The sequence below is a fragment of the Lancefieldella parvula DNF00906 genome (assembly GCF_000758945.1).
Lineage (GTDB): Bacteria > Actinomycetota > Coriobacteriia > Coriobacteriales > Atopobiaceae > Lancefieldella > Lancefieldella parvula_C.
Map to the genome: position 1 here is coordinate 1 of NZ_JRND01000010.1, position 26,156 is coordinate 26,156.

A 26,156-nucleotide genomic window follows, 5' to 3' on the forward strand; every position below is an offset into this window, starting at 1 on the left:
CGGCCTGTAAAAGGCCGCCATTTTGTGTTCGCTTAAATAATAATAAAACGCAAGTCTTACTTAGCAGGAAGAATAGAAGGAGTGACGCAGACAACATCCTTAAGTCCTGCGGCTTTGAGCTCCTTGATCTGCTCGTCAGTTGCACCTGTATCAGTAATGAGCAGGTCAATGTCTTCTGCAGAACCAAACTGGAAGTTGGAAGTAGTGCCCAGCTTAGAAGAATCAGCAACAACATAGTGCTTTCTAGAGCGCTTGAGCATCTGAGCGTTAATTGCTGGCTCAGGGGATGTTGCAGAAGTAAGACCAAATTCTCCTGAGAAACCCGTGCAGCCCAAGAAGCATTTAGCAGCAGTAATGTGCTGGATGCACTCAAGAGCGGTATCACCAGTCATGGAAGCGCGTGGAGGACGGATGTCACCACCAGTAAGGATGATAGAAAGATCGTGGATGTTCTCAAGCAACAGCGCCTTGCCGTTGTTAGTAACAACAGTTACGTCGTGAGCATCAATCCACTCAAGCATCTCAAGAGCAACGGAGCTGGTGTTGATGAAGATGCAATCACCATCCTCAACGTAGCGAGCGGCCTCGCGGGCAATTGCTTTGTTAGAGCGAATCTGCCTTGAGCCAGAAGGACGACCATAAGGATTAATCAGGGTAGCAATACCATACTGACGAGTCAGGATGCCGCGCTTCTCAAGAAAATCCAGGTCACGTCTGATAGTCAAAGAAGAAACTTCAAAATGATCAGCAAGCTCTAAAACACTTGCCTGTCCTTCTTTTTCTAGCAGCTCAGTAATTGCCTCGCGACGCGAATCTACGTAAGCCTTACTCCTTTTCATAAATGCCCTCCCTTTATGAGCAACATTTTTTCTTTGAATGTTCATTCATCAATAAAATAGAACATCAGAAGAAGCATATCAAGATATTTCGGAAAATAATAGTGTGAATATATATGAATGTTTTAGATTATAAAAAATTTAACATATAAATTTTACATGGGATAATAGAAGGCGCTTCAATTACGTTCATAAAAACATGAACATTTGTATAGCTACATGAACAAAAGATGCGCTGAAAAAATATGAACAACTTTGATTACTGTTTGAGTAAAATTGATTGAAGTTAAGAACGTTTCGTGGCATATTATCAAGTTATTAAGACTTGTCATGAGGCGGCTTTGAGCCAATGTGTCTCATAAAGAGAAAGGCAAGGTAGTGCTGTGTTAAGTGATCTCCTTACCGAAGATCTGGTGCAGCTCAATGTTGTAGCTTCTAATTGGGAAGATGCAATTAGAAAATCTGCACAACCACTCGTTGATAACAAAAAAGTAACTGAGGGCTATGTTGATGACATCATTAAAGGTGTCAACGAACTCGGCCCTTATATTGTTATTACCGAGCATGTGGCCCTTCCTCATGCACGTCCTGAGTCCGGCACACTTGAGCCTGCAGTAGGCATTACCGTGCTTAAGGATTCTGTTGAGTTTGGCAGCAAAGACAACGATCCAGTTAAGTTTCTTTTCCCACTTGCAGCAAAAGATAGTGAAGGCCACCTTAGTGCCCTTCAGTCTCTTGTTGAATTGCTGAGCGATCCAGATTTCTTTGCTCAGCTTGAAAAAGCTCAGTCACCAAAAGATGTTGTGGACCTTGTCCACGCAAAGGAAGGTAGGTTGTAATGGCTGATAAGAAGTTTCACGCACTGGTTTGCTGCCGTGCAGGTATGGGTTCTTCCATGATGCTCAAGATCAAGATTGACCAGGTCATCAAAGAGAATGATCTTCCAATCGAGACTGAGCACGGTAATCTGGATTCCCTGATTGGTTTCAATGGCGATCTTGTCATCACCATGCCTGACCTCACCGATGAGCTCAACGCTGACGATCGCGTTCCTTCTGCAGTTGGTATTACCAACATTGTTGACAAGGCAGAGATGAAGGAAAAGCTCACCGCTTGGCTCGCAGAGCACAACGTATAAGCTCCCCTTTGTATCTTTTTGGCGGGAGCTTCTCGTCTTACGCAATATGAGTTGCCTTCGGCGAGAAGCTCTCGCCAAACCTTTGACAAGAGGTACTTGTCACTTGATTTAGAGAACTTATCTGAGTAGGTTCGTCGGTTTTTTGCTGAAAGGGATTACGCATACTCAATGCAATTCTCATGCAGCTCAGAGATACAGCCGTCATCATGGGCATTATTACTCTTGTCGGCCTCTTGCTGCAGAAGAAGTCCGCTGTGGACGTCTCCTCCTGAACTGTGAAGACCATTATTGGCTTCATAATCTTCAACATTGGTTTTAGCGCTATGTCCGCTCAGGTCAACATCCTCAGCGACATGTTTAGTCGTGCATTCGCTGTTAAGGGCGTTGTAACCCAGGTTGAGGTCGCAACTGCTCTTGCACTGAACACCTATGGTACTGAGGTTGCTCTTGTAATGGTCCTTGGCTTCATCATGAACCTTGTGTTTGCCAAGATTACCCCATTCAAGTCCGTCTTCTTGACTGGTCAGCACTTCCTGTACTTCTCCTGCGTACTCGCACTGGTCTTCAGTGCTCTTGGTCTCCCAATGTGGGTCACCATTGTTCTTGGTGGTGTCATCCTCGGCTTCTGCGGTACTGCACTACCTTCGTTGTGCCAGCCATTCGTAAACAAGCTTGTTGGTGGAGACTCCATCGCAATCGGCCACTTCAACTGCATCGGTTATGCATTCTCCGGTTACGTTGGAAAGCTCTTTGCTAAGAAGAACGAGGAGGAGGGCGAGAAGGAAGCTAAGGAGCTCCCAGAGTTCTTCAAGCTCTTCAAGGACTTTGTCTTCTCCGTTGCTCTCTTCATGATTGTTCTGTTCTACGTTGTTACTATTGCATGCCTTGTCACCGGTCACTTTGGCGACACTCTTGCAAACAACAAGCCATTCACCAGCTACTTTGGTAACGATATGTGGTGGATTTGGCCATTCCTTGCTGGCCTTCAGTTTGCTGCTGGTATGTCCGTTCTTGTTTACGGCGTCCGTCAGTTCATTGCTGAGATTACCGCTGCATTTGTCGGTATCTCCGAGAAGCTTATTCCAGATGCACGCCCTGCAGTCGACTGCCCTGCAATCTTCCCATTTGCACCAAACGCTGTCATCATCGGCTTCATTGGCTCCTTCCTTGGCGGCCTTGTTGCAATGGCACTTATGGTTGCATTCCACAGCCCAACCATCATGATTCCTGCAGCAGGCATCTGCTTCTTCTCTGGTGGTACTTGCGGCGTTTGTGGTTACGCTTATGGCGGATGGCGCGGTGCTCTTCTTGGCTCCTTCCTGGTTGGTATCTTTCTGACCGCTGGTCCTCTGATTCTCTATCCTGCATTTGCTCAGCTGGGAATTGCAGAGGCATCCTTCCCTAACGTTGACCACAACATCGTTGGTTCTATCATCTACGGCATCGGCTCACTCTTTGGTCTTGCCTAAGCCTAGATTTCTGTAGTACCTACTCAGCTCTACGATTTCTTAGGGCGCTCGTGGAAAGCCCGCGGGCGCCCTTTTAAAAGCTTCACAACAAGGAAAAACATGGCAGACGAGAAGAACAACAAAAGTGTTACTGAGTCAGTGCTTGGCGATATGTTTGGCCTCAGCGTTGACAAACAGCCTGCTCCAGAGCTTCCCAAAGATCAGTTAGTTCTAGAAGTTCTTGAAGATAGAACTCGTTTGATGGTTCAGGGAATTCTGTACTTGCTCCTGGCGTTTGCTGCTCTTGCTCTGACATTTTTCTTTTGGGTTTACGCCAATGTAAGCGGCAATATTTTGGGTCTTGTTGGTGTTATTGCAGGACTCACCATTACGTGGTTTGCATCACGAGCCATGGGAAAGCGTTTTAGTCGTTTTGCCAGTGGTATTCATGTTATTGATTTTGGTCAGAAACACGTATTTATCTTTGCAAAATCCGACAAGAGAAAAGCACTTGTCGTTCCTTATACCAAGATTAAAAGCTACAAACTCATCCGACAGGGCAAAGCACTTCGCCTACTTTTTGAAGGCGCTTGGGTAAGCCATCCTTCAGGATTTGAATTTGTAGACATCAACCGTCCTTTTATGGCCTCTACGCTTGATGAAATTCAGAAGCAGATTGAGCAGCTTATGGCTCAGCATAAGGTCAAAGAGACGCGTTAATTCATTGTGCAGTAAGTGTCTTTGAGCTTGGACTCACAGACAGATAAGGAGTTGTAATGGCAACTGAAAAAGAGCAGGTTCAGGAGTTTCTCTCCATTGTGGGAAAGTCCCTTCATCAGTACGTACAGAGCATTGATTTTGACGCACTCTCCGCAGCTAAAAAGCTTATTTTAGACGCAGAGGCAAAGGGCGGCCGCCTGCACGTAACCGGTATTGGTAAGCCAGGTCACGTCTCTGGTTATGCTGCATCGCTCTTCTCGTCAACCGGAACTCCAACCTATGAGCTTCACGGCACTGAGTGTGTTCACGGATCTGCTGGTCAGACTCGTCCTGGTGACGTAGTCATTGCTATTTCCAACTCCGGCGAGACAGGCGAGCTCAAGGCCACTGTTACCTGTCTTAAGAACGTTGGCGTGCGCATTATTGCACTGACCGGAAATCCTAACTCTTGGCTGGCAAACGAGGCAGAGGTTGCCCTTATTGCAGGCGTTGAGCAGGAGGGCGATTCCATGAACAAGCCTCCACGCGCCTCGATTCTGGCTGAGATTATGGAGCTCCAGTGCCTCTCTATCCTGCTTCAAAACGAGTATGGCCTTAACCCAGAGCAGTACGTTAAGTGGCATCCCGGTGGAGCTCTTGGCGCGTCCATTCGCGAGGGCAAATAACCCCAGATAAACACTACAATACGTACAGAGGAGTTTGCATGTCAACATTTAAGGGCGTTATTGTCCCTATGGTCACGCCGTTTAACCGCGACGAAGAGCAGTCTATTAACTACGAAGCAGCTGAGCAGCTTCTAGAAAAGCTTATCTCCGAGGGCGCTGACGGCATCTTTACGTTTGGCTCTAACGGTGAGTTCCACGTTTGCAACCCTGACGAGAAAATCAAGTTCTCTAAGTTTATTGTCGAGAAAACCGCGGGTCGTCTTCCTGTTTACGTAGGAACCGGCGCTTGCTCAACAAAAGAGGCTCTCTACATGAGCCGTGAAGCAGAGGCAATTGGTGCAGACGCACTTTCTGTCATCAACCCTTACTTCCTGGGCATTTCTGATCAGCAGCTGGTCGAGTATTTCAAGACTGTTGCTGCAAGCGTAAAGATTCCTGTCCTTCTGTACAACATTCCTAAGGGTACCGGCAAAAACATCTCTAAAGAGGCAGTTGAGCAGCTGGTAACCATTGAGAACATCAAGGGTATTAAAGACAGTTCCGGCAACATTGATAACCTCAAGGATTATCTGGACGCTGCCGCTGGTCACGACGTAGACGTACTTGTTGGCTCTGACGGAAAGATCTCTGAGGCTCATGCTCTTGGAGCTCAGGGTACTATTGCAGGCACCGCAAACCTTATTACCAAGGTTGTCGTTGACCTTTGGAAAGCTCTTGAGGCAGGAAATGTAGAGGAAGCAGCTCGCCTGCAGGCAGAGATTGAGCCAATTCGCGACATCCTTCACCTTGGAAGCACCCCTCAGACGCTTAAGCGTTCTCTTGAGCTTGCTGGATACCCTGTTGGTCCTGCTCGTTTCCCCGTTACCGAGGTTGCAGAGGGTGTTGACGAGAAGATCTATGCAATGCTTGATCATTACGGAATTGCTCATAACTAAGAATCAAAAATGATGGGTTTCTCGCCAGCTCAATAGGGAAGAGCGAGATACATTTACAAGGAGATGTTGTATATGAAGATGCAGAAAGCTGCTGTTTCTCAGGCACTGGTGGATACCTGTGCGTTTGCAGTTGTTCGCGTCCCAACAGTTGAGCGTGGTATTGAAATTGCTGAGGGTCTTGCAGAAGGCGGCGTTCATGCAATGGAGATTAGCTACACCCTGCCAAACGCAGGCGAGGTTATTGCTGCAATTAGAGAGCGTCTTGGCGACAAGATGATTGTTGGTGCAGGTACCGTTATGGAGCCAACAACTGCTCGTCTTGCTATCATGGCTGGCGCTCAGTTCATTGTTGCTAACTGCGGCTCTGATGAGGTTGCTCGTATGTGTAACCTGTATCAGATTCCTTACGCACCTGGTTGCACTACTATGACCGAGGCAAACCACAGTCTTGAGATGGGCGCTGCCTTTATTAAGTGTTTCCCAATTTCTAACGTCTATGGTCCTGAGCTGGTTAACCTCTTTAAGACTCCAACTCCTTGGATGCCTCTGATGGCTTCTGGCGGCATTAATCTTGACAACCTTGCTGAGTGGCTTGAGCGAGGCGTTGATTGCTGCGGCATGGGAAGCCTGCTTACTAAGGGCTCAAAAGAGGAGATTGCCGCTAACGCAGCTAAGGTACGTGCCATCATTGATGAGACACGTGCAAAGATGCAGACTGCATAAGAACGTGCAGACGCGTGTCAGTGCACGCTAAGCGCTTGCCAAGCGCGTAACTAACCCACAGTTTGCGCACAGCTAACGTACAACAGCGTTTTTCTCGCGATTTTTAGACCGCCTTTTCTGAAAAGAAGAGGCGGTTTTTCTGTGGATGAACTGCGTGACGTATAACATACCTGCACTTTTGGTAAAATAAATTCTGTATCTGTCTCTTCGGAGTAAGAAAAGGAGCAACTGTGGCTAATCATTTTCGCACTGATGAGCAACAGGAGTCCTCGTTTGATGATCGTTTTGAGGTAATTTCTCAGGATGATTTTAACCAGCTTGACCAGCAAGATGTTGTAGCTGATCAAGTTGAAACCCAGGACTTTTCTGCTGATGTGCCAGTGGCCCAGGCTGCTGATCCTGCAGCACCTGTATCTGATCCGTTTGCTTCCGGCGCTGAAGCTGTGCATGTAGTTACCGCTGAGCAGCAAAATAACCCTGAGCAGGCACCTCTTGATCGTGCAAAGTTTTTTGCAGATCTAGCTCAAGATGCACCTAAGGTAGAGCGCACTGGTACTCCAACCATTTCTTTTAAGAACGCTTCACTGGTGTATCCATCACAGCCAAACCGTCCAGCACTAGATAACATCAGCACTGACATCTATCCAGGTGAGTTTGTCTTTGTTGTTGGACACTCTGGTTCTGGCAAGTCTTCTCTCTTGCGTCTTATCACGCGTGAGCAGAAGGCAACTCACGGACAGGTTATTGTTGCTGGTCAGGACCTTACGCGTATGCGTAACTCCAAGGTTCCTTATCTGCGTCGTCAGATTGGTACCGTCTTCCAGGACTTTAAGCTTCTGCCCGATAAGACCGTCTATGAGAACGTTTCCTTTGCACTTGAGTGCATTGGCAAGCCTCGTCCTGTTATTGATATTCAGGTTCCAGAGGTTCTTCGTCTGGTAGGCCTTGGTCAAAAGATGAGCGCTTACCCAGATCAGCTATCCGGTGGTGAGCAGCAGCGTGTTTCTGTTGCTCGTGCAATGGTTAATCGCCCACCACTGCTTATCTGCGACGAGCCTACGGGTAACTTGGACCCAGCAATTTCTTTGGGCATCATGAAGCTTCTTGACCGCATTAATCGTGCGGGCACTACGGTTGTAATGGCAACACACGATCGCGAGATGGTTGACTCTATGCGCAAGCGCGTTATTGCACTTGAGGCTGGTCACATTGTTCGCGACCAGGAGAAGGGAGGCTATGGCTACTATGGGGCTCTCTAATTTTGGATATTCTCTGCATGAGGCCGGAAGCCACTTTAGAAGGAACTGGTCTACCGCTCTTGGTGCAATCGTAACCATCTTCTTATCACTATTTATCATCGGCCTGTTTATTCTTGGCTCCGCTCTTATCGAGAACATGGTAGGAAGTGTCGAGAACCGCGTTACTATCCAGGCATTTCTTTCGGATGACGCAGATCAGGCCGCAGTAACCGCTTTCCAGCAAGAGGTTCAAGGCTGGGATACGGTTGAGTCTGTAACCTATAAGAGCAAAGAGCAGGCTCTTGAGGAGTACCGCACCACCATGAGTTATCGCAATGCTTCTGATGCGGTTTCTGCTCTTGATGGCCAGAATCCAATTCCTGCATCTCTTGTGATCAAACTCAAGGATCCTAAGGATGTTCAAGACGTTGCCCAGCGTATTGCCTCTTCATCATCTTTTGCAGCTATTGCGGACAATAAGAGCAATCCATCTGGCGATGTTCAGTATGGTCGCGAGACCGTTGAGCGTCTGTTTAGCGTAACAGCATACATTCGTATTGGCGCTATTGGCCTTGTCGGACTTCTGGTGTTTGTTGCCTTTGTCTTTATTAACAACACCATTCGCCTTGCTATTAATGCTCGTCGTCGTGAGATTGCCATCATGCGTCTGGTTGGCGCATCTAACGGCTTTATTCGCGGACCATTCCTTATGGAAGGCGTGCTTGAGGCTCTTATCGGTGCTCTTCTCGCCATTGTCGTTTTGGTTGTTGGAGCCCACATGCTTCTCCCGGTTATGGCAGAAAGCATGACCTTCTTGACCTTTGCTATTCCAACAACGGTCATGCTGGGTATGAGTGGCCTTCTGTTGCTCTTAGGTTTGCTTTTGGGACTCTTTGGCTCTGCTATTGCTATGGGCCGCTATCTGAAGGCATAGCAACTAAGCAACCTGGTACTTCAATTGTCAAAGTGAAGTATCAATTAAGAAAGTTTTTTGCATAAAGATTGCAAGGTAAGACCTCGTGAATACCGTTCACGGGGTCTTTTTGCGTTAAACGGTATTTACCAATTTGCAGGTAGAATGATATTTTTAAGGGTGAATTGTTAGGCCACGTACTTGAATAGGGGCCAAGTATGGAGACCAACCTGCACAAATTCCAGGCTTTTACTTCCGCGGCATATCACAGTAGCTTTACGGTGGCGGCAGAAGAGCTGGGATGCACTCAGTCGTCTATTAGTCGCATGGTGGCAAGTCTAGAAAAAGAGTGGGATGTCCGCTTGTTTAACAGGCATGGTGGCTATGTAAGTCTGACTCCTGAGGGAAAGACGCTTTTGCCTGTTGCAGAAGAGGTGTGCCAGGCATACAGCAAGTTGAGCAATCAAGTGAATCGCGTCAGTGCCATTGAGATGGGCAACCTTGTTATTGCGGCGCCTTCGAGCTTTCTTTCACGAGCACTGCCTGGCCATCTGAAGAAGTACATGACTGACCATCCAAACATCAAAGTTGAAGTTATCGAATGCACCTACGGCGAAGCCCTGCGTCTTATTAGCAAGGGTAAAGTGGATATTAGTTTTACTATGACCCGCGCAACTGAGCAGGGATTTACTTCAACTTTATTTGATCATGATGAGGTTATTGTTGTTTCTCAAAAGGGACATTACGAGAAGGACCTTGAGACAATTCCTGTTAAGCGTCTTATTGAAGAGCCCTTTATTGTTGATATTGAGACGGCTCCTCTGCTTCAGAAGCAACTCAAAAACGCACGCATGACGTTTGCGTCATCGGATTCATTCACCATTATGTCCATGGTAGAGTCAGGTCTTGGTGTAAGTTTGTTGCCACTTGAGGCAACAAAAGGTACAAATTTTGATATTGACGTACATCATCTGGAGACTCCCGTACATCGTAATGTCTTTATTACACATCGTGTAAAAGGCGAGATGTCGCGTACTACAGAAGAGTTTTTAAAGTATTTGAGTTAAAGATTGATGCATAGTTGTGTACGTTAACTATTTGAAAATTGCATAACTGTTATTAGATTTTGGTAAAGATGTAAAAAGATTTAACTACCGCTCGCGGTTGTAGCCTTTACGCTTACGGGTTTATCTGACGCCCAGAGGGCGCTACTTCTTTTTTCAAATGGCTTCAGATGCAAACATAGTCTCATCAAGTTCTTCGTCCGAGTAATTACGGGAAGGAGTGGGACATGGCAGAAAATGCCGAGGCACCTGAGATGCAAAAGTCGTTGAGTCTATTCAACTTCTTTACCATCGGATTTGGTGCGATCATTGGTACCGGATGGGTGCTCCTGGTAGGCGACTGGATGGTTCTTGGTGGAGGACCATTCCCCGCGATGATTGCATTCGCAATTGGCGCAATTTTCCTTGTACCAATTGGATGTGTTTTTGGCGAGCTTACTGCTGCTATTCCAATTTCTGGTGGCATCATTGAGTACGTCGACAGGACATTCGGCCGCCCAATGGGCTTCTTTACCGGCTGGATGCTCCTTCTGGGTAACGCTCCACTGTGCCCTTGGGAGGCAATTGCTATTTCCACGCTTCTCACCGACCGCTTTGGTGCATTCCCTATTCTTTCTTGGCTGAGGTCCGTTAAGCTCTACACCATTCTTGGTGCAGATGTTTACCTGTGGCCAACAGTCATCGCTCTCTGCTTTGCTATCCTGGTCATCTTCCTTAACTTTAAGGGCGCTGGCGCAGCAGCTAAGCTTTCGAGCTTCCTTACCAAGGCCCTGCTGACTGGTATGATCCTTGCAATGGTTATCTCCTTTGCAACTGGTTCTCCAAGTAACGGCCTCCCCGTCTTCTCCCAGGCAACTGAGGTTGCAGGTGGCGAGGGCACAAAGGCTACCAGCTTCTTTGGTGGCATCATTGCAGTACTTGTTATGACTCCATTCTTCTACGCTGGCTTTGACACCATTCCACAGCAGGCAGAAGAGGCTTCTGCTGACCTTGATTGGAAGAAGTTTGGCATCATTCCTGCACTTGCACTTATGGCATCTGGTATCTTCTATCTCATCTGCATCTATGCATTCGGAACCATGATTGACTGGCACGAGTTTGTTAAGTCTTCTGTTCCTGCACTTGCAGTTCTCGAGCGCATCAACCTGTTCTTCTACATTGCAATGCTCATCATTGCAACGCTTGGACCTCTGGGCCCAATGAACTCCTTCTTTGGTGCTTCAACTCGTTTGATGCTCGCTCTTGGTCGTAAGAAGATGCTCCCAGAGGCATTCGCAAAGATTGACCCTAAGTCTGGCGCACCTCTGACTGCAAACATGTTCATGGCTGGCCTGACCCTTGTTGGTCCATTCCTCGGCCGCAACATGCTTGTTCCTCTGACCAACGTTGCTTCTCTTGGCTTCATCTTCGCATGCACCATGGCTGGCGTTGCCTGCCTGCGCCTGCGTCAGACCGAGCCAGACCTGCCTCGTCCTTACAAGGTCAACGGTGGTATCGCAGGTATCCTTGCTGCAATTCTTGCTGGCAGCATCATCATCGGTCTGATGGTTGTTCCTTTCAGTCCTGCAGCACTGAAGCCAGTTGAGTGGATCATCACCATTTCTTGGATTGTTATTGGTATGGCCATCTTCATGATCTTTGGTCGTCAGTCTGAGAAGGCAGCAGCATAAGTTGCTTGCAAGCTCTAAAGGTTTCATCGGTACGTTGAACTAAGCACGTTATTTGTTTCTTTAGTTTGGATTTTTTGCGCCCAAAAAGGGTGGGCGCAAAAAGATAGTATTTATCATTTACTAGAGGGGGAAAGAAATGAGTAAGATTGCTTTTGTAGGCGGAAAGCTCGTTGACGGCACTGGCGCCGCTCCTGTTGAGGATTCTCTTGTCCTCGTAGACGACAAGAAGATCGCTTATGCTGGTCCTCGCACTGAGGTTCCAGAGGGCTATGAGGTCCGTGACATCCAGGGCCGCACCATTATGCCAGGTCTTATCGATACCCACCTGCACTTCTCCGGCAACCTAACCGACAACGATAACGACTGGGTTATCGAGTCCGTTGCTCAGAAGCAGGCATGCGCAGTCAAGCAGTCCTGGGACGCTCTCTCCCATGGTCTTACCACCGTCTGCGAGATTGGCCGCAATGGTATCGCAATTCGTGACCTCGTCAACATGGGCGTCATGGAGGGACCACGTATCTTCGCTACCGGCCTTGGCTTCTGCCGCGTTGCTGGTCACGGTGACTGCCACCAGCTCCCACAGGAGATCTCCAAGAATGGTCACCCATGGGGCGACCAGGTAGACGGTCCTTGGGATCTTCGTAAGGCAGTTCGTCGTCGTCTTCGTGAGAACCCAGACGCAATCAAGATTTGGGCAACCGGTGGCGGCATTTGGCACTGGGACTCCGGTCGCGATCAGCACTACTGCTACGAGGAGATCAAGGCAGTTTGCGACGAGGCAGCAATGGTTGGCATTCCTGTTTGGTCACACTCCTACAACAGCTTCTCCGCAGCTTATGACTCCGTCCGTTGCGGCTGCGAGCAGATGATTCACGGCTTCGAGCTTGACGCAAAGACCATGGATCTTATGTGCGAGCAGGGCACCTTCTTCACTCCTACCATCGGCTTCCTGCCAACTTGGTACGGAACTTATCCACCAGAGTGGACTCCAGAGCTTGACGCATTCCCAGGCGATACCGTCGTTGAGAAGGGCCTCAACCGTACATACGAGAACCTCCGTGCTGCTAACGAGCGCGGCGTCACTCTCACCATCGGCTCCGACTCCTTCAGCTTCGTAACTCCTTACGGCTGGGTCACCATCGACGAGATGTATGACTTCGTTGAGAAGGCTGGCGTCACCATTCTTGAGACCATCAAGGCTGCTACCCTTAACGGCGCTAAGATGGTTCACCACGAGGATGAGTTTGGCTCCCTCGAGGCTGGCAAGCTTGCTGACCTCCTGGTTGTCAAGGGCGACGTTGCTGCTAACATCCGCGACCTTACCCCAGATAACATGGAAGTTATCATGAAGGAAGGCAGCGAGGTTATTCGCGGCACCTTCTAAGAGGTAAACCAATCCCTTCTGGAGCCCCTATGCAGTCTCTGCATAGGGGCTCTTTTTGTGTGTGCAGGGATGGCGAGAAACCCGTTGAGGGCCGCGACAACCCGTCGATATGCTCAGCGGGGTCCTTGGAACTTCTCGCCTTATCTGGACATCGTCTATCACAAGGCACTTTAGGGTACATATCAGAAGATTCATTGGGTCAGCGCAAAAGGCGCTGGCTTCTACCTACAGGAGGATTTTTGGCTAGAAAACGCATACATAAAGGAAACCGTCGTCAGGGACGTGCAAAAGTCTCAAAGCGACCATCGGCGTTGCTTACAGGCACGCTGAGTCTTTCTCGCCCAGGAGTTGCTACCGTAAGCACCCCTGAGGGTACGTATGCGCTGGCCAAGCACGGGATTCATGAGGCAATGCATGGAGACGAGGTCCAGGTTTCGCTTGTCTCGGCCAAGGGAAAGACTCCTCTGGCAAACGTGCGTTTTGTGCTTACGCGAGCTACTCAGACGTTTTTGGGCATCTACCACGACGCCGGTCCACTTGGCGCTGTGGTGCCGCTGGATAGTCGCATCCAGCGAGATTTCTTTGTGCTTCCAGAAGACCCTTCTGTAGGACGTCATTACGTTTTTGAGGGCGACGTGGTTGTCGCGCGCATTACAGAGTATCCAACACGTAAAAGCGCTGCTGTAGTAACTATCGAGCGCCGCGTGGGATCAGCCGAAGATCTGGACATGAACGTTGAGGCAACTATTGCTTCGTATGGTTTGGCAACGGAATTTCCTATCAAGGCATTGAGACAAGCCGAGAAAATCTCCGTTGACGCAGATAAAGCCCTTGCAGAAGACGCTTCAAGACACGATTTGCGAGAAGAGCTGTGCATCACCGTAGACCCCGCAGATGCTAAAGATTTTGATGACGCCGTTGGTGCGCGCAAGCTTGAAGATGGCGGCTTTGAGCTGTGGGTTCATATTGCAGACGTGGCTCACTACGTAAAATGGGATTCTCCCATTGACCTGGAAGCTCGCATGCGCACCTGCTCGGCATATTTAGTGGACCGCGTGTTGCCCATGTTGCCAGAAAAGCTCTGCAATGACGTGTGTTCTCTGCGACCAGCTGAAGATAGGCTGGCCATGTCGGTAAAGATGAAGCTGAGCAGCTCGGGCAAGATTCTTGGCGCAACTGCTATGAATTCCGTCATTCGCTCACGAGCAAGACTCAGCTACGACCAGGTAGATAGCTATCTGCAAGGAGACGCTACAGCACTTGACTCAGCTGTGCCTGAGGACGATGCCGGCGCAATCAAAGAAATGATTGGCGTTCTCAATCAAATCCGAGCACTGAGAGAAGAGATTCGCGAGAAACGCGGCTCAGTAGATTTTGAAAGCGTAGAGACGCGCGTAGTGCTTGACCAGGATAACAAGCCTATTGGCGTGTCGGTGCGCGAGCGCACTCAAGCAACGGGGCTCATTGAGGAAGCAATGCTTGCAGCCAATGAGAGCGTCGCGCACATGCTCAGCCAGCATGACCTGGAGTCGGCGTATCGCGTGCATGAGCAGCCTTCTCCAGAGTCACTTAAGCTTGCCGTTACTCCGCTTGTAGCGATGGGCGCACTTGAGCCAGATGTTGCATCACGCATTGCCATTGGCGATCAGACGGCATTGCAAGAAGCGCTGGAGTCAGTCCACGGCACACGTTATTCTCGTGTGGTAAATGCGCAGCTGCTTAGAGCCCAAAAACGAGCTATCTATCTGCCAACAAACCAGGGGCACTTTGCCCTAGGGGCGGATGCGTACTGCCACTTTACCTCGCCAATCAGGCGCTATCCCGACGTGATAGTTCATCGCGCACTCAAGCGTCTGCTTCGCGGTCAGACGGCGTCTCATGCAGAGCTCAGCGCCCTTCCAGATATCTGCAGCACCTGCTCTGAGCAGGAGCGCAAGGCAGACGCAGCAGCTCGTGCGACGCAAAAGATCAAGCTGGCTGAGTACTATCAGAGCCGTCTGGGAGAAGAAACGTGGGGAACCATTGACGGCTGCGAGCGCTTTGGCCTGTTCATTACGATAGATGATACCTACGCTGACGGGCTTCTCGCCGTGAGGGATTTGGGTCACGAATGGTACGTGTATGATCAGGAGACTCTGGCGCTGATAGGGGAATCAACAGGCAAAACGTATCGCATTGGTGGACGTGTGCGCGTGAAGATTTCTGGCGTAAATGTGGCTCGTGGTCAGATTGATTTGGCACTTGTGGAATAATAAGCACGTAGATTACGTGCGGGTTTATGAAGCGCCCGCACAGATGATTGCATGATTGATATTGAATGATAGGTGAGTAAGATGGCACTTTCGGCACTTTCAGATGAGCTGATGCGCGCTGAAGGCATGATGATGCAGGACCAGAATGAAGAGGCCCTTGAGCTGCTGCTTCGTTTGGCTGAAGACGCTGAGGAATATGTGGATTGCAACTGCCAAACCACAGATGAGCTGCAGTATTTTGCGTTTCCAACGTTATTTGACCGCTTAGCGTATAGGCGCGTGGAGAACGACCCTCGCAAGCTTGAGGACGTTCATGAGCCGTTTGATCGGCTGTACGGAGACCTTGCAATGGCTTACGTACGTACTGGCGATTACGAAAACGCCATGAATGCGCTGAAGACTGCCATTCGTTGGAACCCAATGAACTGCGGATTTAGGCTTGATTTGGCTGACCTGTTTAAGATTGCAGGAGATATTCGTGAGCATATTGCCCTGACATTTGGCGTCTTTGAGCGCGCAAGCGAGGCAAGGCATCTGACCAGGGCGTTTTTGAACTTTGCTGCGTGGTTTGAGGCTCAGGGTAGGCTTGAGCAGGCTGCAGCATGTCTGAGGGCTGCTCGTCGCTTTGAGGTTAAAGACAGCACGCTTGAGGCCGCTCTTGACCAGGCTGCAGGCACCCCTAAAGATCCTGATGGTCTTACCGACGAAGAGGCAAATGACCTGCTTGAGGCAGAGGGCCTGCCAACAGGCGCCAACGCCGAGATTGCGGTTTGCCTGCTGATGTGTGCGCAGGATTGCGCCGCCATGGGCGACAGGGCTACTGCAACTGAGATGACCATTCGCGCTCGCGATCTTGTGGGCGAGCAGGCAGCTCTTACGCTTCTGCAGCTTGTCCGCGACGCCGCAATCTCCGAGGGCTTTACCGCGGGCGGCAATCCTGTATCTGCTGACGCGCCAGGCAATGCATCTGGCGAGAAAACCGATGCAGCAGAAACTTCGGATGGGGAAGGCAAGTAAGTATGGCCGAGACCCAGGGAAAACAACAGGGCAAGAAGTCGATCGCACGTAATCGCTCTGCTCGTCATGAGTACGAGATTGGCGAGACCTTTGAGTGTGGCCTGGTGCTTACTGGCACCGAGGTCAAGAGCCTGCGTGAGCGTGGCTGCCAGCTGACCGATACGTTCTGCCTCATTCGCGATGGTGAGGCGTGGATTCACGGCATGCACCTGCACCCGTACACAAACGGTGGCGTGTGGAACGTTGACCCAGATAGAAAGCGCAAGCTGCTACTTCACCGCAGGCAGATTGACTATCTTGACGCAAAGCTTCGCCAGAAAGGCTTGGCGCTGGTTCCGCTTGAGATCTACTTTGACGAGCATAACCGCGTCAAGTTGCTGATTGCGCTTTCGCAGGGTAAAAAGCTCTACGACAAGCGTGCGTCTGCAGCCAAGCGTGATTCTGACCGCGAGATTCAGCGAGCTCTCAAGGAGCGCAGCCGCTAGTAGTGCGTCGCTGCCGTACGCGAGCGTACCGCCGGAAGCGGCTGGCGCTCGGAGCACGCCGAACTTCTCGCCAAAAAATTTCGTGCGAATTTTATGAGAATCATTCCTATTTTCGGAATAATGCTTTAGAATCACTCAAGATTTGTTACTATCTGCATGAGCACTTAACCGCGGATAAGGGCCACGGTTAGTTGCCGTCCGCGTTAAATGCGCGAATAGAAGGAAAAGCGCGTAAGCGCTTGGAGAGAGGAATAAAAATGGCAGAGACTACTTACAAGTTTGTTTGCACCGTTTGTGGCTATGAGGTTGAGGTTGACACTCCAGAGCTTCCTGAGGACTATGTTTGCCCAGTTTGCGGCGTTGGTCCTGAGATGTTCGAGCTCGTCGAGGAGTAAACTCCCCACAAATTAGTCGGATAGGTTATCCGCGCAAGATTGCACGTTGGTAACCTCTTTGATGATCACCCAAACAAAATCGTAAAAGCGATGTAGGATTTAACCTGCATCGCTTTTCGTATACGCCTGCATGATTCGCGTTTTAACTCACATCATATGGTTGGAGTAGTCTTGAAGCACGCGTTACAAATGTCAGATTCGGTGGAAGTTGCAGCATTCTTGGCCTTCTCGGGCGGAGTGATGGACGCCTATTCCTACCTGGTACGTGGCGGTGTTTTTGCCAATGCTCAGACGGGAAACTTACTGCTTTTTGGTATTAATTTGACAAGCGGTTCGTTTGAAAAGTGTCTCAAATACGCCCTTCCAATTTTGGCATTTGCCATAGGTATTGCGCTTTCATATGCCATACGAGCCATTGCGCGAGAAGAACATCTGCACTGGAGACAGCTGGCGGTTATCGTTGAGATTGTGCTCTTAGGTGTTGTTTCTTTGCTGCCAACAGACATGAATCTGTTGGCAAACAGCTTGACGTCACTTGCATGCGGCATTCAAGTCCAGGCGTTTAGAAAGCTTCACGGGCATGCGTTTGCCACCACCATGTGTATTGGTAATCTTCGCGGCGGAACGCAAGAAATTGCAGCGTATATGCACACTCACGATTCATCTCACATTGAGACATCGCTGCTCTATTTTGGAACTATTTTCTGCTTTGTAGCTGGTGCGGTAGTGGGTAACTTGCTCATTCCACTGCTGGGAACTCATATGATTTGGCTCTCACCTGCGGCGCTTCTCGTGGTTATTCTCATCATGTTTATTGATCGCGAGAAACAAGTTCTAGAAGCTCACGGTAAGTCTGCAAAGTAAGCCGTTAAGCAGGCCGCAAAGTAAGCCACAAAGTAAGCCGTTCCCAAAATAGTCATATCTTTTTTTGAAAGAATGGCAGTTCGTGGGGTATACTCTCTACACTTTGAATTGTGTGTAGCGTCACTTACGCACACAATTCAGGAACATTGAAAACTGCATGGTGGCAGTTTCTCTCATTTTTGGGGGTGACTGGATTCGACAAGGTGAGTTTGCGGTGGGCAGCAAGCCGTGGTCTCCTCGCCACGTAAAACAGGGGTAACGTCAAATTGAATTGACAACACTCTTACTTTTGAGCCTCGTATGGCTCTCGCTGCTTAATTTAGTTCAGCGCGTCTAACTGGGATTTTCTCCTGTTCTCAGGGTGACGTCATTTTAGGGAGATGCTTGTAAGGACGTAGTTGGTATGCCTTACAAAAAGATTGAACCAACTGGAGTACCAAACGCCTGTTACTAAGTGTGCGGTACTTGAGATCTAATTAGTAACTGAGCTTGGAGACACCTGCCTAGGATTTGCTTTGGACCGGAGTTCGATTCTCCGCACCTCCACCATAAGTGAAAGCGTTGAATTTTTTTCGTGAGAAATGAATTTGCGCTGTATAAAGATTCGAGGGTTGCTAACGCAGCCCTCGTTTTTTGTTTCAAGGATAATCTTTAGCACGTTGAGAGGCATTATGGAAGCTTTGTGGGTCAGTATCTTAGTAAGAAGATTGATTCACGAGACGATGTTACATATAACGGCGTCTGCAGTACATAGTACAGCATAGAGAACGGAATATGGATAAGTTGCAAGCCGATGTGAACAAGGTACGTATTTAGTTCAAGACTGGCGGAGAGTATTTTGACGAATTGAGGTGTCACAAGGTATCAAAATCTTTATGTCTTGATGTAACGTTTCAAGATTGCGAAGCAAAGAAAGATCAAGAAGCTTTTGAGTACATGTTGGACAATATGTTCGTCCAGATGATTCGAAGTACAATTAAAGAGGAATACATGGCGAAGATGTGGGATGAGCGTAAACTAATCGGAAGATGACTCATTGAGTTATGCTGGACCATGTGGAAATGAGGAGAAGAGACTCTATTTCGTCAATTGCGCCGTAGATCATGAAAATCAAGTCGACAAAAGACAGATGAGTGATAAGTTCAATGTCGGGCATCTATAAGGCTGATATTAATACAGATACGATAGATAATATCGGTCGTGAGTATAAAATTGTTTTTAATAAAGGGGTGGCTTATTTTAGCTTTTTAGTGTGGCTCAGGGAAACTTGCATCAGATTATGTTGTGTCGAAACAGGTGGTGCTTTACACATGCAGGTGAAAGGCCGAGTTATAGAAGACAATCTCATTCGCATGCTTAAATAAAACAGTTAGATATAGTGAACTCGTATATGCCTTAAGGGACAATGTAAGCATAATACTATGTAATTATGTAAATTAGTCTAGGAGGAATTTATGACTGGAAAATTGAGAACGTCCAAGGACACGAATTTCTTGCAATTTTATGTTGAGCCAGAGCTGCATAAGGCGCTGGGGCTGTATTGCCTGGAAACAATACAAAAAATACTCCCGTGGTAAGGGAGCTTCCAACCCGTTTTTAGAGGAGCAGGGATTTTACAGCAAAAGAGGTAACTAGTAATGGCGAAGAATTTGACTGAAGATGCGGTGCGTGACAAAGCTCGCGACATTCTCGGATTTAAGGATAAAAAAGGCGTGCGCTCTGGTGTTGGGCAGCTGACGACTTTTAATCAGCTTGGATTTACAGGTCTGGCAGATAAGCCGGACGGCTGGTATCTGCCGGATAATCATGCAGACACGGCTGTAGTGCTTGAAACAAAGGCATCTAAGATTGTTCTTGGAGAAAAGCAGGTAGACGAAGTTCTGAAGAACGTCAGAATCATCGAAGAGCAATATAAGCATGTTGTAGGCATTCTATATAACGGCGATGACGTGCGAGTGTTCAAGGGAATCGATGAATATGAGGGTGATGGAGCAAAGGTGCTTCATAACGTTGAGTATTATACGGCTTTATTTAAAGTTGACCATATCGATAAAGAACATATCTATGAATTAACTGCGAAGATTAACGACTGCCTGCATTTCGAGTTTGGTATCAAGAACCTGTATCACCGTATGATTTTCACGGCTTGCGCACTTGTGGCGAAGCGATATGACGCCCTAATGGTCAAGGGCATGGATTATTCGACATTCACGAATGCTATCCAGTCTTCCATCAGCAAGGCGCTGATTCGAGATAAACGACAGAACCAAAAGCTTGAGCTTCTTCTTGACGTGTTTTCTGAAATTCGCATGAATCTTAACGTGAATAGTGAGGATGAAAAGGAACAGAAGCACGTTAAGGACTTGATTGGGCAGTTTATTGAGTGGGTGACAGAGATTTCTGACTGTCTAAATTCAGATGCGTGGCGGGGCGAGGATGTCATGGGCATCTTCTTCAACGAGTTTAACCGTTACAAGAAGAAATCAGAGGCTGGACAAGTATTTACGCCTGAGCACATTACAGATTTCATGTATCGGATTCTTGAGGTCGACAAAGATGATAAGGTATTGGATGCTACATGCGGCTCTGGAGGCTTTTTGGTCAAAGCCATGGCAAACATGATTCGTGAGGCAGGTGGAGCGCAGACCGATAAGGCGAAGGAAATTAAGCAATCCCAGCTCTACGGTATTGAATTCGACCGTGAGATTTATGCGCTTGCGTGTGCAAACATGCTGATTCACAAAGACGGCAAGACTAATCTTGAGCAAATGGATGCGAGGACCGAGACAGCAGGTCAGTGGATTGCAAAGCAGAATATCACAAAAGTACTGATGAACCCTCCATATGAAATCAAGTACGGTTGCATGAAGATTGTTGAGAATGTGCTGGATAACGTATCAGCACATACGATGTGCGCCTTTATACTTCCAGATAAGAAGCTTGAAAAGGTGTCAAAAGCTCAGATGAAGCGAATTCTGTCACACCATCGTCTAAAGAAGGTTATCAAGCTACCAGAGGATTTGTTCTTTAATGTTGGGGTTACTACTTCGATTTTTGTGTTTGAGGCAGGAATTGCACAAGATGGGAAGGACGTGTTTGCCTGCTACATGGCATCTGACGGGCTTGCGACGGTTAAGAACAAGGGACGTCATGATGTTTATGGTAAATGGGCTGGCATTGAGGATTATTGGGTAGATGTCGTCGAGAAACAGTCGGGTGATGACACTTGCCAGTGGGTGAAATCTGATGAAAATCTGTCCTATCAGGTTCCACATAAGCCATTCGAGATATTTGAAGAAGACTTCAGAAAGACGGCGATGGATTATCTGATGTTTCAGAAAGGCATTGATGTTAAGTTGTTTGGGGAGAAACTACTCGACACGGCTTTGTATTCGAGCTGTGTCAGTGCTGATGAATCGGATGTGGTAATAAGCCTGAAGAAAGGCCGTGAAAGCAATGATGAGGATTGATACGAGTGAATGGAAAGAGTTTTTGCTTTCAAAAATTGGTTTTGTTAATTATCATGGACAAAGACTAAATAAAGTACAACGCACTGATGGTAGTATTCCTTTTGTTACAGCAGGGTTTAAAGACAGAGGAATAAGTCAATACATTGGGAATGATAGGCCTGTTTATAACAAAGCAATAACAATTGATATGTTTGGTAATTGCTTCTTTCAACCTATTCCATGCTCTGGCGATGACAACGTATATTTCTTTGTGAATAATGAGATTTCTGAAAATGCGAAGTTATTTATAGCGACGTGCCTCCATGCAAAACTTTCCGTTGAATATGCTTATACACAGCAATTTAGACAGTCTGACGCAGACAGTCTATCGGTATTGCTTCCCATTGAGTCTCATGGTTATCCCGATTGGGCATATGTGGATTTCTTCATGGAGGAAGTTATGAGGGAATCTGAGACCTATCTTGAAAATTTGAGGCTTATCGATAATAACAAGGCAGTTGTCGATATATCGCATTGGAAAGAGTTTGAGATTGGCAAGTTGTTTGAAGTTGTGAAAGGCACACGTCTAACAAAAGCGAATATGAGGGAAGGTAAAAATAGATTTATTGGATCATCGGCGATGTGCAATGGAATGACAATGCAGATCGAGAATGATGAGAAATTGCATCCAGCTAATACTATTACGGTTTGTTATAATGGCAGTGTTGGTGAAACATTTTATCAGGATGAGCCTTTTTGGGCTTCAGATGATGTAAATGTGCTATATCCAAAATTCGAGATGAACAAGTATATTGGTTTATTTATCGCACCATTGATTCGTTCTGTTGGGCGACGTTACGCATTTGTCGATAAATGGCGTTTGAAGGTCATGAAAAAAGATTGTATCAAGCTCCCAATCGACAGTAAGGGCAATCCAGATTGGGCGTACATGGATTCATATATGCAGGCTGCTACTCAGGATGCAAAATCAAATATTGAGAAACTGAGTAGATATTGTCGTAAGAACTATTACTAATACCTGAACGAAAGTCTTGGGTGTGAGGTGAAAAAAGTCAGATAAGCAGCAGAAATTCAAGCAGAACAAAAACAACCTCGCGACAACTTACTATTACTTCTTTTCCTCCACCATACATTCGTTACTCATGAATGGCGAGAAACCCCGTGATTCATGAGTATTTTTTAAACGCAACATTGTGTTGCACGTCTGCAAAAGAGCCGCACTCCGATGTATTTGGAGTGCGGCTTTTGCTGTTCAGGATTTATTTTTACGTTGGCGTTTGTTTTTTACTCGTTTAGCGGAAAGTCATAGGCTACGGGCAGTTGAGGGGTAATATTTAGTTAGCAAAATCTAACAAACATCAAAAGGCAAGTTCAGACACCATTTTCTGCACGTATAGTCCATAGCGTTGGTGGATTGCTTTTCAAATCAAATGACGACGTGAATGGAAAATAGAATCGAGGCGAAGCAATGTCAAAGAGCGCTTCAAAGTTTCAAAAGGTGCTGATGTCGTGGGTGTATCGTGGCAAAGAGATATTTAAGCCCCTTAATACGGGTTCCGTTGATGAGCACGTGAGGTGCATACGTGAGTATGTGGCCAATATTTTCTTCTACACTAAAGGCAGTACTACCATCATGATTGACGCAGGGTACAGCTATGATCGCCTGCAAGAAAAGATGGACTGGCTGGGAATTGACCCTAAGGATATTCAGCATATTCTAATCACTCACCTAGATACCGATCATATTGGCGCAATTGAGGCGGACAGTGACCAGCTTTTCAGCCACGCGCAGGTTTATATTGGCGATGTTGAAAACAGGTATTTAACAGGAGAAGTTCGTCGCCGTGTAATGAATGGCTGGTTCAAGCTGCCAAAGGTGATCATTCCAAATAAAAAGAAACTTCTGCATGATGGGGAAGTGTTTGAAATTGATGGCATTAAAATCGAAACAATTTTGGTTTCTGGTCATACCTGGGGTCACGTGGTGTATCTGATTGATGACGAGTATTTATTCTCTGCCGATACCATCTGGTTTGGCGCAGACGGCGGGTATAGCTTTATCAATAAGCTTGCAGAAGACAATAAACTGGCTGTTGAATCGCTTGCAAGGCTAGAGGGCATTCTGCGTGAGCGCGGACTTAATCCTAAAATTATCACCGGGCATACAGGCTGGGCAGACGACATCAACTTTGTTTTTGCTCATACCGATGAGGTGTGTAACGTCAACAAACCAGTCAAAGTTCATGACCCCAAAGCTCCCTACGACGCATATGACGAGCGTGACGACACACGCGAAAACGCGGTGAACACGCCACTTCTTCCGTGTAATCGATAGCGTCAGGACCTTGTCAGTATTCCGTAAGAATTACGTCAAAATTGCATCAAGACTCTGTCAGAAATGGCAGAGTCTTTTTTAGCCAGAAAATAGTTAAAGTTTTTTAGAATTTCTCGTTGACATATTCCACAAGTGGAACTACTATCGTTATAAGATATTCAACAAGTGGAATATAAGGAGATGAGAGATTTGCTCAAGCAGGGAATTCTTGGTCTCTTGAATTATGGAGATATGTCCGGCTACGAGATTAAAACCATCTTTCAACAGTCGCTTAATTACTTCTGGACCGCCCAGACAAGCCAGATTTATAGAGAGCTGCAGTCGCTAGAAAAAGACAGCTGGGTTACCGCAACGCTCGTCGCTCAAAAAGGGAAGCCGGATAAAAAGGTTTTCTCGATAACTGAAGCCGGCAAAGAAGAGCTGCAGAGGTGGCTGAGGGAAGACTCTCAGTCCTCGGTGCTGCGCATTCCGCTTTTGATGCAGACGTTCTTTAGGGGCGAGTGTTCCTACGAGGAAAACCTTGCATTCTTCAAACGAATCGCAGATAACGCCTCCTCGTTTCCTGGTGGAAGTGAGCTGGCAGCTGGCGCGGTGGCCGCTTACGCAGTGCAAATGGGTGATCCAGAGAAGGCGTTGTTCTGGCAATTTACTATCGAGTACGGCAAGATGCACGAGGAAATGCTTAGAGCATGGAGCGAGAAGTGCATGAAGGAACTGGAGGCACACCATGAACATTCTGCTCATTAACGGCAGCCCCAAGGGCAAAGCTAGCAACTCTCTGCGTCTTGCTAAGAGTTTTATCGAGGGCGTCTCTGAGCAGCACGCAAATGAAGACGTGACTGTTGAGCAGCTCAACGTTGCCGCTATGGACATCAAACCATGCAAGGGTTGCTTTCACTGCTGGAAAAACACGCCTGGCCAGTGCATTATGTCGGACGATGAAGAAACCGTCATCCAAAAGCAGCTCTGGGCTGACCTGGTTATTTGGAGTTTTCCGCTCTACTACTTCAACGTACCTGGACTGCTGAAGAACCTTATTGATCGCCAGCTCCCCATGAGTTTGCCCTTCATGAGCGACGCAAACAGGGGATATGGAAGTGGTGCGCATGAGTCTCGCTATGACATGACAGGCAAGAAGCACGTTCTTATCTCTACCTGCGGATTCTATTCGTCAGAGGGCAACTACGATAGCGTTACCAAGATGTTTGACCACATTCTTGGCCAGGGCAACTACGAGAGCATTTTCTGCGGCCAGGGCGAGCTCTTCCGCGTAAAAGAGCTTTCCGCACGCACCGACCGGTACCTTGCGCTTGTCAAAAAGGCTGGTACTGAGTATGCGCAGGGCGGCATTTCTAACCAGACAAGGGCCGAGCTCAAAGTTTTGCTGTATCCAAAAGAAATGTTTGAGCAGATGGCGGACGCAAGCTGGGGAATTTCTCGTGATACAAGCGCTCAGAGCAACACAAACGCTGGCGAGAAACCCGTTGAGCAGCTACCGTTTGACCATATCTTCACCTCCCAGATGGCGGCTTTGTACGACAAGACGGCTTACGACGGAAAAGATCGCGTGCTTGAGATGAATTACACCGATCTTGGACGTAGCTACCAGATTCTGCTGGGCAAAGACGGTAGCAGGGTCTTTACTGACGGCAGCCTCACTACCACCACAAAGCTCAACACTCCATTTGAGGTGTGGCAGTCCATTTCTCGTGGCGAGATTAGCGGACCAGAGGCGCTGGGCAAGCATCTGTATACCGTTGAGGGCGATTTTTCCTTCATGATTGATTGGGACAAGTATTTTGGTCCAACGCCTGGTAGTTCAACTAAAGCTGCGCAGGACGCGTCGGCTAAAGAAGCCGGCAACGCACGGAAAAATCCGCAGATGATTACAATGCTGCTCCCTTGGATTACCTTCTGGACTGCAACCTCGTTTGACTCTCAGGTTGGCGCCATGATTGTGCTGCTTGTTACTGCCTTGATGCCGCTGATTATGAGGAACTTCAAGTTCACCATCTGGGATAGAATCTCATTTGCCCTGGTCGGAGCATTGTCTGCAGGCGTTTTTATGAGCGGAAATGGCGACAGCAACCTGATTGTCAATTTGGGTTACCTGGCTTTTGGTCTTATGTGGTTGGCCTCGTGCCTGACTAAAGAACCTCTCTGCGCTGCTTACGTTAAGTACAGCTACGGTGGAGATAGTGCTTACAACAATCCGCTGTTCATGAAGACAAACTATATTTTGGCTGCTTGTTGGGGTGCTATGTACGTTTTAACTGCCATCTGGAGTTGGTTTGCAGTTCAAAATGGAGTGGGCGGCATTTTGGTTGTCGTGAACAACCTGGTTCCTATTGGAATGGGTCTGTTTACGGCTTGGTTCCAAAAGTGGTATCCAGCTAAGATGGCAAGTGGAAAGTAAGCAGCTCAATCCACTACAAACTCCTACACATCAAAAGAGAGCCAGTACTGAACTACCTCCCATTTCTTATGTCCAAGAAATGGGAGGTAGTTCATATGCGGGTGATTATGATTCTGCAGCGTGTTAGCGTTGGCTTTGAGGCTTGGCGCACGAAATAGCGCGGCTTTGGTAGGTTCTGCTGAAGAATT

24 protein-coding genes and 1 other RNA gene are annotated in these 26,156 nt (G+C 47.7%); 24 read left to right on the forward strand and 1 reads right to left on the reverse strand.

Features of this window, described 5'->3' with window-relative positions:
• Positions 1–56 precede the first annotated feature (56 nt).
• Positions 57–839 carry a DeoR/GlpR family DNA-binding transcription regulator gene (locus tag HMPREF1647_RS01720; RefSeq protein WP_035431523.1) on the reverse strand — a complete coding sequence of 261 codons (783 nt, stop codon included), beginning with the start codon at positions 837–839 and terminating at the stop codon, positions 57–59.
• Between the two features lie 380 nt (positions 840–1,219).
• On the opposite strand from HMPREF1647_RS01720, the gene HMPREF1647_RS01725 reads away from it, so the two are divergent.
• The 24 genes from HMPREF1647_RS01725 (at position 1,220) to HMPREF1647_RS01845 (ending at position 25,968) form a co-directional block, all read left to right on the forward strand.
• Positions 1,220–1,675, forward strand: a complete 456-nt coding sequence (locus HMPREF1647_RS01725; protein ID WP_035431525.1) for a PTS sugar transporter subunit IIA — start codon at positions 1,220–1,222, stop codon at positions 1,673–1,675.
• Complete coding sequence (locus HMPREF1647_RS01730; protein WP_035431527.1) at positions 1,675–1,974, forward strand: PTS sugar transporter subunit IIB; 300 nt, start codon at positions 1,675–1,677, stop codon at positions 1,972–1,974. The genes HMPREF1647_RS01725 and HMPREF1647_RS01730 overlap by 1 nt, the downstream gene beginning before the upstream one ends.
• Before the next feature lie 275 nt (positions 1,975–2,249).
• Complete coding sequence (locus HMPREF1647_RS01735; protein WP_262363780.1) at positions 2,250–3,443, forward strand: PTS ascorbate transporter subunit IIC; 1,194 nt, start codon at positions 2,250–2,252, stop codon at positions 3,441–3,443.
• Positions 3,444–3,542: 99 nt separating this feature from the next.
• Positions 3,543–4,142 carry a hypothetical protein gene (locus tag HMPREF1647_RS01740; RefSeq protein WP_035431529.1) on the forward strand — a complete coding sequence of 200 codons (600 nt, stop codon included), beginning with the start codon at positions 3,543–3,545 and terminating at the stop codon, positions 4,140–4,142.
• A 56-nt stretch (positions 4,143–4,198) separates the two neighbouring features.
• Positions 4,199–4,807, forward strand: a complete 609-nt coding sequence (locus tag HMPREF1647_RS01745) for an SIS domain-containing protein (RefSeq protein ID WP_035431531.1) — start codon at positions 4,199–4,201, stop codon at positions 4,805–4,807.
• Positions 4,808–4,845: 38 nt separating this feature from the next.
• A complete protein-coding gene (locus HMPREF1647_RS01750) occupies positions 4,846–5,742 on the forward strand; it encodes a dihydrodipicolinate synthase family protein (protein ID WP_035431533.1) in 897 nt (298 codons plus the stop codon).
• 72 nt (positions 5,743–5,814) lie between these two features.
• Positions 5,815–6,465, forward strand: coding sequence for a beta/alpha barrel domain-containing protein (locus HMPREF1647_RS01755; RefSeq protein WP_156095534.1), 651 nt, complete (start codon positions 5,815–5,817; stop codon positions 6,463–6,465).
• 230 nt (positions 6,466–6,695) lie between these two features.
• Positions 6,696–7,724: a cell division ATP-binding protein FtsE gene (gene ftsE / locus HMPREF1647_RS01760; RefSeq protein WP_035431535.1), complete on the forward strand. Its 1,029-nt coding sequence runs from the start codon at positions 6,696–6,698 to the stop codon at positions 7,722–7,724.
• Positions 7,702–8,637 carry a permease-like cell division protein FtsX gene (ftsX, locus tag HMPREF1647_RS01765; protein WP_035431537.1) on the forward strand — a complete coding sequence of 312 codons (936 nt, stop codon included), beginning with the start codon at positions 7,702–7,704 and terminating at the stop codon, positions 8,635–8,637. Before ftsE ends, ftsX begins: the two co-directional genes overlap by 23 nt.
• 197 nt (positions 8,638–8,834) lie before the next feature.
• Positions 8,835–9,683: a LysR family transcriptional regulator gene (locus HMPREF1647_RS01770; protein ID WP_035428405.1), complete on the forward strand. Its 849-nt coding sequence runs from the start codon at positions 8,835–8,837 to the stop codon at positions 9,681–9,683.
• A gap of 224 nt (positions 9,684–9,907) precedes the next feature.
• Positions 9,908–11,350, forward strand: coding sequence for an APC family permease (locus HMPREF1647_RS01775; protein ID WP_035431540.1), 1,443 nt, complete (start codon positions 9,908–9,910; stop codon positions 11,348–11,350).
• A gap of 136 nt (positions 11,351–11,486) precedes the next feature.
• Positions 11,487–12,734: a metal-dependent hydrolase family protein gene (locus HMPREF1647_RS01780; protein ID WP_035431542.1), complete on the forward strand. Its 1,248-nt coding sequence runs from the start codon at positions 11,487–11,489 to the stop codon at positions 12,732–12,734.
• Positions 12,735–12,973: 239 nt separating this feature from the next.
• Positions 12,974–14,986, forward strand: coding sequence for a ribonuclease R (gene rnr, locus HMPREF1647_RS01785; RefSeq protein WP_035431544.1), 2,013 nt, complete (start codon positions 12,974–12,976; stop codon positions 14,984–14,986).
• A gap of 81 nt (positions 14,987–15,067) precedes the next feature.
• Positions 15,068–16,003 (forward strand): tetratricopeptide repeat protein, encoded by a 936-nt coding sequence (locus HMPREF1647_RS01790; RefSeq protein ID WP_035431546.1) that lies wholly within the window; start codon positions 15,068–15,070, stop codon positions 16,001–16,003.
• Positions 16,004–16,005: 2 nt separating this feature from the next.
• On the forward strand, positions 16,006–16,488 hold the full coding sequence (gene smpB, locus HMPREF1647_RS01795; protein ID WP_035431549.1) for an SsrA-binding protein SmpB: 483 nt from the start codon (positions 16,006–16,008) through the stop codon (positions 16,486–16,488).
• Positions 16,489–16,745: 257 nt separating this feature from the next.
• Complete coding sequence (locus tag HMPREF1647_RS01800; RefSeq protein WP_035431550.1) at positions 16,746–16,883, forward strand: rubredoxin-like domain-containing protein; 138 nt, start codon at positions 16,746–16,748, stop codon at positions 16,881–16,883.
• Between the two features lie 189 nt (positions 16,884–17,072).
• Entirely contained in the window at positions 17,073–17,747 is a 675-nt protein-coding gene (locus HMPREF1647_RS01805; RefSeq protein WP_262363781.1) for a YoaK family protein, read from the forward strand.
• Between the two features lie 181 nt (positions 17,748–17,928).
• Positions 17,929–18,296, forward strand: a transfer-messenger RNA (tmRNA) gene (gene ssrA / locus HMPREF1647_RS06915).
• Positions 18,297–18,892: 596 nt separating this feature from the next.
• Complete coding sequence (locus tag HMPREF1647_RS01815; RefSeq protein WP_156095535.1) at positions 18,893–19,111, forward strand: hypothetical protein; 219 nt, start codon at positions 18,893–18,895, stop codon at positions 19,109–19,111.
• Positions 19,112–19,384: 273 nt separating this feature from the next.
• The gene (locus HMPREF1647_RS01825; RefSeq protein WP_035431559.1) at positions 19,385–21,217 is read left to right on the forward strand and encodes an HsdM family class I SAM-dependent methyltransferase; all 1,833 of its coding nucleotides are present in this window, start codon (positions 19,385–19,387) and stop codon (positions 21,215–21,217) included.
• Complete coding sequence (locus HMPREF1647_RS01830; RefSeq protein ID WP_081933300.1) at positions 21,204–22,232, forward strand: restriction endonuclease subunit S; 1,029 nt, start codon at positions 21,204–21,206, stop codon at positions 22,230–22,232. Before HMPREF1647_RS01825 ends, HMPREF1647_RS01830 begins: the two co-directional genes overlap by 14 nt.
• Positions 22,233–22,685: 453 nt before the next feature.
• Positions 22,686–23,552, forward strand: a complete 867-nt coding sequence (locus tag HMPREF1647_RS01835; protein ID WP_035431561.1) for an MBL fold metallo-hydrolase — start codon at positions 22,686–22,688, stop codon at positions 23,550–23,552.
• Positions 23,553–23,732: 180 nt separating this feature from the next.
• Positions 23,733–24,299, forward strand: coding sequence for a PadR family transcriptional regulator (locus HMPREF1647_RS01840; protein WP_262363782.1), 567 nt, complete (start codon positions 23,733–23,735; stop codon positions 24,297–24,299).
• Positions 24,280–25,968 (forward strand): flavodoxin family protein, encoded by a 1,689-nt coding sequence (locus HMPREF1647_RS01845; RefSeq protein ID WP_035431563.1) that lies wholly within the window; start codon positions 24,280–24,282, stop codon positions 25,966–25,968. The genes HMPREF1647_RS01840 and HMPREF1647_RS01845 overlap by 20 nt, the downstream gene beginning before the upstream one ends.
• The last annotated feature ends 188 nt before the right edge of the window (positions 25,969–26,156 follow it).

Bases quoted from the DNA above. Each gene is read 5' to 3' on its own strand.
- HMPREF1647_RS01755 (WP_156095534.1), top strand. From the start codon at position 5,815: ATGAAGATGCAGAAAGCTGCTGTTTCTCAGGCACTGGTGGATACCTGT.
- HMPREF1647_RS01835 (WP_035431561.1), top strand. From the start codon at position 22,686: ATGTCAAAGAGCGCTTCAAAGTTTCAAAAGGTGCTGATGTCGTGGGTG.
- HMPREF1647_RS01730 (WP_035431527.1), top strand. From the start codon at position 1,675: ATGGCTGATAAGAAGTTTCACGCACTGGTTTGCTGCCGTGCAGGTATG.
- HMPREF1647_RS01805 (WP_262363781.1), top strand. From the start codon at position 17,073: ATGTCAGATTCGGTGGAAGTTGCAGCATTCTTGGCCTTCTCGGGCGGA.
- HMPREF1647_RS01780 (WP_035431542.1), top strand. From the start codon at position 11,487: ATGAGTAAGATTGCTTTTGTAGGCGGAAAGCTCGTTGACGGCACTGGC.
- HMPREF1647_RS01740 (WP_035431529.1), top strand. From the start codon at position 3,543: ATGGCAGACGAGAAGAACAACAAAAGTGTTACTGAGTCAGTGCTTGGC.
- HMPREF1647_RS01840 (WP_262363782.1), top strand. From the start codon at position 23,733: ATGAGAGATTTGCTCAAGCAGGGAATTCTTGGTCTCTTGAATTATGGA.
- HMPREF1647_RS01750 (WP_035431533.1), top strand. From the start codon at position 4,846: ATGTCAACATTTAAGGGCGTTATTGTCCCTATGGTCACGCCGTTTAAC.
- HMPREF1647_RS01720 (WP_035431523.1), bottom strand. From the start codon at position 839: ATGAAAAGGAGTAAGGCTTACGTAGATTCGCGTCGCGAGGCAATTACT.
- HMPREF1647_RS01830 (WP_081933300.1), top strand. From the start codon at position 21,204: ATGATGAGGATTGATACGAGTGAATGGAAAGAGTTTTTGCTTTCAAAA.
- HMPREF1647_RS01770 (WP_035428405.1), top strand. From the start codon at position 8,835: ATGGAGACCAACCTGCACAAATTCCAGGCTTTTACTTCCGCGGCATAT.
- ftsX (WP_035431537.1), top strand. From the start codon at position 7,702: ATGGCTACTATGGGGCTCTCTAATTTTGGATATTCTCTGCATGAGGCC.
- HMPREF1647_RS01845 (WP_035431563.1), top strand. From the start codon at position 24,280: ATGAACATTCTGCTCATTAACGGCAGCCCCAAGGGCAAAGCTAGCAAC.
- smpB (WP_035431549.1), top strand. From the start codon at position 16,006: ATGGCCGAGACCCAGGGAAAACAACAGGGCAAGAAGTCGATCGCACGT.
- HMPREF1647_RS01815 (WP_156095535.1), top strand. From the start codon at position 18,893: ATGTCGGGCATCTATAAGGCTGATATTAATACAGATACGATAGATAAT.
- HMPREF1647_RS01775 (WP_035431540.1), top strand. From the start codon at position 9,908: ATGGCAGAAAATGCCGAGGCACCTGAGATGCAAAAGTCGTTGAGTCTA.
- HMPREF1647_RS01790 (WP_035431546.1), top strand. From the start codon at position 15,068: ATGGCACTTTCGGCACTTTCAGATGAGCTGATGCGCGCTGAAGGCATG.
- HMPREF1647_RS01745 (WP_035431531.1), top strand. From the start codon at position 4,199: ATGGCAACTGAAAAAGAGCAGGTTCAGGAGTTTCTCTCCATTGTGGGA.
- HMPREF1647_RS01800 (WP_035431550.1), top strand. From the start codon at position 16,746: ATGGCAGAGACTACTTACAAGTTTGTTTGCACCGTTTGTGGCTATGAG.
- HMPREF1647_RS01825 (WP_035431559.1), top strand. From the start codon at position 19,385: ATGGCGAAGAATTTGACTGAAGATGCGGTGCGTGACAAAGCTCGCGAC.